At 49.2% G+C, this 3,424-nt stretch carries 3 protein-coding genes and 1 pseudogene; 3 read left to right on the top strand and 1 reads right to left on the bottom strand.

Annotation, left to right across the window (positions count from 1 at the left end):
• Positions 1-425, top strand: a pseudogene (locus tag Q1M25_RS09045) (sulfate ABC transporter ATP-binding protein); the annotation flags it as partial.
• 53 nt (positions 426-478) lie between these two features.
• Here Q1M25_RS09045 and ung read toward each other — a convergent pair.
• Positions 479-1,138 carry a uracil-DNA glycosylase gene (gene ung, locus Q1M25_RS09040; RefSeq protein WP_300483960.1) on the bottom strand — a complete coding sequence of 220 codons (660 nt, stop codon included), beginning with the start codon at positions 1,136-1,138 and terminating at the stop codon, positions 479-481.
• Between the two features lie 252 nt (positions 1,139-1,390).
• Between ung and Q1M25_RS09035 the strand changes: the two genes are divergently transcribed.
• Both Q1M25_RS09035 and Q1M25_RS09030 read left to right on the top strand, forming a co-directional pair.
• Positions 1,391-2,653 (top strand): multifunctional CCA addition/repair protein, encoded by a 1,263-nt coding sequence (locus Q1M25_RS09035; protein WP_300483959.1) that lies wholly within the window; start codon positions 1,391-1,393, stop codon positions 2,651-2,653.
• Complete coding sequence (locus Q1M25_RS09030) at positions 2,653-3,291, top strand: hypothetical protein (protein ID WP_300483958.1); 639 nt, start codon at positions 2,653-2,655, stop codon at positions 3,289-3,291. Before Q1M25_RS09035 ends, Q1M25_RS09030 begins: the two co-directional genes overlap by 1 nt.
• Positions 3,292-3,424: the final 133 nt, after the last annotated feature.

Here is a 3,424-nt window from a genome sequence, read left to right as displayed (position 1 = left end):
AAACCGGCAGCGCCGAAGCCATTTACCGCAAACCCGAAAACGCCTTCGTTACCGAGTTCCTCGGCGAAACCGACGCTTTTGAAGGCAGAATCGAAAAAGGCATCTGGTACTACAACGGCTTCGCGTGGAAATTGGACGCACACTACAAATGGCAGGAACAAACCGCCATCGGCTATATCCGCCCACACGAATGGCAGCTTGCCGCCGAACATGAAACACCGATGATTCGTGCCAAAATCGAAAAAATCCACGCCGTCGGCGCATTGACGCATATTTTGGTGAAACACGACAAACAGGACGTGCATATCACGCTGGCTGGCAGCGATGCCGCGCGTTACCAAATCGCCGAAGGCAAAGAATTGAAGCTGATTCCGAAACAGGTTTATGTCTTTTCTCAAAACGAACTGATTGAATATTCGATTTGAGACTAAATCATAAGGCCGTCTGAAAATCTGCTTTCAGACGGCCTTTCATCTTATTAAACCTGCCAATCAATCGGCTCTAAACCATGCGCCTGCAAATAAGCGTTTGCCTGCGAAAAATGTTTGCAGCCGAAAAAGCCTCGATACGCCGACAAGGGCGAAGGATGAGGCGCGGTCAGCACCAAATGACGTTTGCGGTCGATAAACGCGCCTTTCTTCTGCGCATGGCTGCCCCACAGCATAAAGACCAAATGCTCGCGTTCCTTATCCAATTGTCGGATGACTTCATCGGTAAACGCCTCCCAACCAAAAGTCGCATGAGAATGCGCCGCACCGGCACGGACAGTCAACACCGTGTTCAACAGCAACACGCCCTGTTCCGCCCAATGCTGCAAATAGCCGTGTTGCGGAATCTGAAAGCCCTCAATATCCGTCGCCAACTCTTTATAAATATTGACCAGCGACGGCGGCACTGCAATTTCAGGTTGCACGGAAAACGCCAAACCATGCGCCTGCCCCGCGCCGTGATACGGGTCTTGCCCCAATATCACTACTTTTACATTTCCGAATTCAGTCGTCCGAAAGGCATTAAACACATCGCGCTCAGGCGGATAAACGGTTATCCCCGCCTGCCTTTCATGGCGCACCTTCTCCAAAATCGTTTGAAAATACGCCTTCTCTTTTTCCGCACCAATTGCCTCGTGCCAAGTCTGCATTATTTGCCGCTCCGTATTTGAATGGACTTATTATAACTGAAATAATTTTCAACCTGTTGTTGCTGCTTTGGACGAAGCGGCAGGTGCTTGGGGTGTAAAAGTCTTGCGTTACGAAATCAAAGACTTGGTTCCGCCGGTTTGAAAATCATCGACGGCAACAAGCCTAAATCGTCATAATAGCGTTCTGACCCAGGCCGTCTGAAAACCCAATACGGCTTTTCAGACGGCCTTTTTATATCGTTCGATTTTTATATGAATACACAAACCATAAAAACCTATCTTGTCGGCGGCGCCGTCCGCGACCATCTTTTAGGCCTGCCCATCAAAGACCGCGATTGGGTAGTCGTCGGAGCAGATGCGCAAACCATGTTGGCTCAAGGCTATCAACCCGTCGGCAAGGATTTTCCCGTCTTTCTCCATCCGGACAGCCATGAAGAATACGCCCTCGCCCGTACTGAGCGCAAAACCGCCAAAGGCTATGCCGGATTCAGCTTTCATGCCGATAAAGACGTTACGCTGGAACAAGACCTGATGCGCCGCGACCTGACCATCAATGCCATGGCTCAGGATTCAGACGGCACGATCATCGACCCCTTTGGCGGACAACAAGACTTGGCGGCCGGCATACTGCGCCACGTTTCGCCTGCCTTTGCCGAAGATCCCGTGCGGATTTTACGTATCGCCCGTTTTGCCGCGCGTTATGGTTTTCAAATTGCCGATGAAACCATGTCGCTGATGCGGCAAATGGTAGAAAACGGCGAAGCGGATGCCTTGGTTGCCGAACGTGTCTGGCAGGAATTGGCCAAAGGCTTGATGGAGAAAAATCCGCGCCGAATGATTGAAGTTTTGCGCGAATGCGGCGCACTCAAAGTTTTACTGCCCGAAGTCGATGCCCTTTTCGGCGTACCGCAACGCGCCGACTATCATCCTGAAATCGACAGCGGTATTCATACGCTGATGGTTGTACAAAGAGCCGCAGAAATGAACCTGTCTCTCGCCGAACGCTATGCCGCCTTATTGCACGACTTGGGCAAGGCAAAAACACCGGCCGATATCCTGCCGAAACACTACGGACACGACGTCAACGGCGTCGAACCCGTCCGCGAAGTCAATCAACGCCTTCGCGCGCCCAAACACTGCGCCGAGCTTGCCGAACTCGTCTGCCGTTGGCACATCATGCTCCATCAAGTCGGGCAGTTTAAAAGCAAAACCATTTTGAATGTTTTGAAAAAAACCGACGCATTCCGCCGCCCCGAACGTTTTCAGACGGCCTTAAACGTCTGCGTGGCCGACAAACAAGGCCGTCTGAACCTTGAAGACACCTCCTATCCGCAACGCGAACACTGGCTGGCTTTACTTGAGGCCGCCAACCAAGTAGATGCAGGCAAAATCGCCGCCGAGTGCCGCGCACAAGGCAAGGCCCATTTAATTGCCGAACACATCGATCATGCCCGCTTGGCACAAATTACACCGCTGCAAAAAGCGTATCAGGCTGAAAAAATAGGAGGCTATTGATGGCATCTTCGCGTTATAAAATTGAGCGCATGCCCGACGGCATTGCCGTATCTGCGCGTGTTGTACATGATTCGCAGGAAATCGGTTTTACCGCGGTATTTCTTATGTTTTCCTTTGCTCTTACATGCATCGCGCCGTTTTACCTTGAAGAACACTATTTCAATAATTTAGAAGCCATTCTCATCCCTTTACTTTTTACTTTCTACTTAGTGGGTTCACTTGTTTATGGCCTTCTTTGGCAACTTTTCGTACGTGAAAATATCAAGATCCGTAACCATACGCTGTCTCATGGTTATACCTTGTTCTCCATTGGGCGTTGGCGTAGTTTCCCGTTGTCAGAAATCTCCGAATGGCATTCTCGTGACCATATTCCCAAAGCTCCTATTGCACAAGGAAGGAAACAGAGGTTGCCAAACGAAAACCTATACCAAAATGGTATGAAACGAAAAATTCACAATATCCCCAATATTTTACGTATCCAAAAATGTGTACAAGGTGCATGGTCTTTCGATTATCAGGGAAAAACCATACGTATCGGCGATTTTTTTGATAGCCGCGATTTTCAGGCAGTCAATATTGAATTGAACAGATTTATCCCCACATTCGCCAAAGCCCGTCAACTTAAAGACGCCCTTTGAAACAGCCGACACGATATCCGCTATAATCCGCACCTTAACCATCTTATTTCAACAATAAAATCATGACTATCCAGACCAATTTACTTCACGAAAAAATCAGCAATGAAGATTATCAACGCCTCATTGTCAAACA

Source organism: uncultured Neisseria sp. (assembly GCF_951230505.1).
Classification (GTDB): domain Bacteria; phylum Pseudomonadota; class Gammaproteobacteria; order Burkholderiales; family Neisseriaceae; genus Neisseria.
Note: the sequence above shows the minus strand (reverse complement) of the source record. Positions and strands in the feature narration are given on the sequence as shown.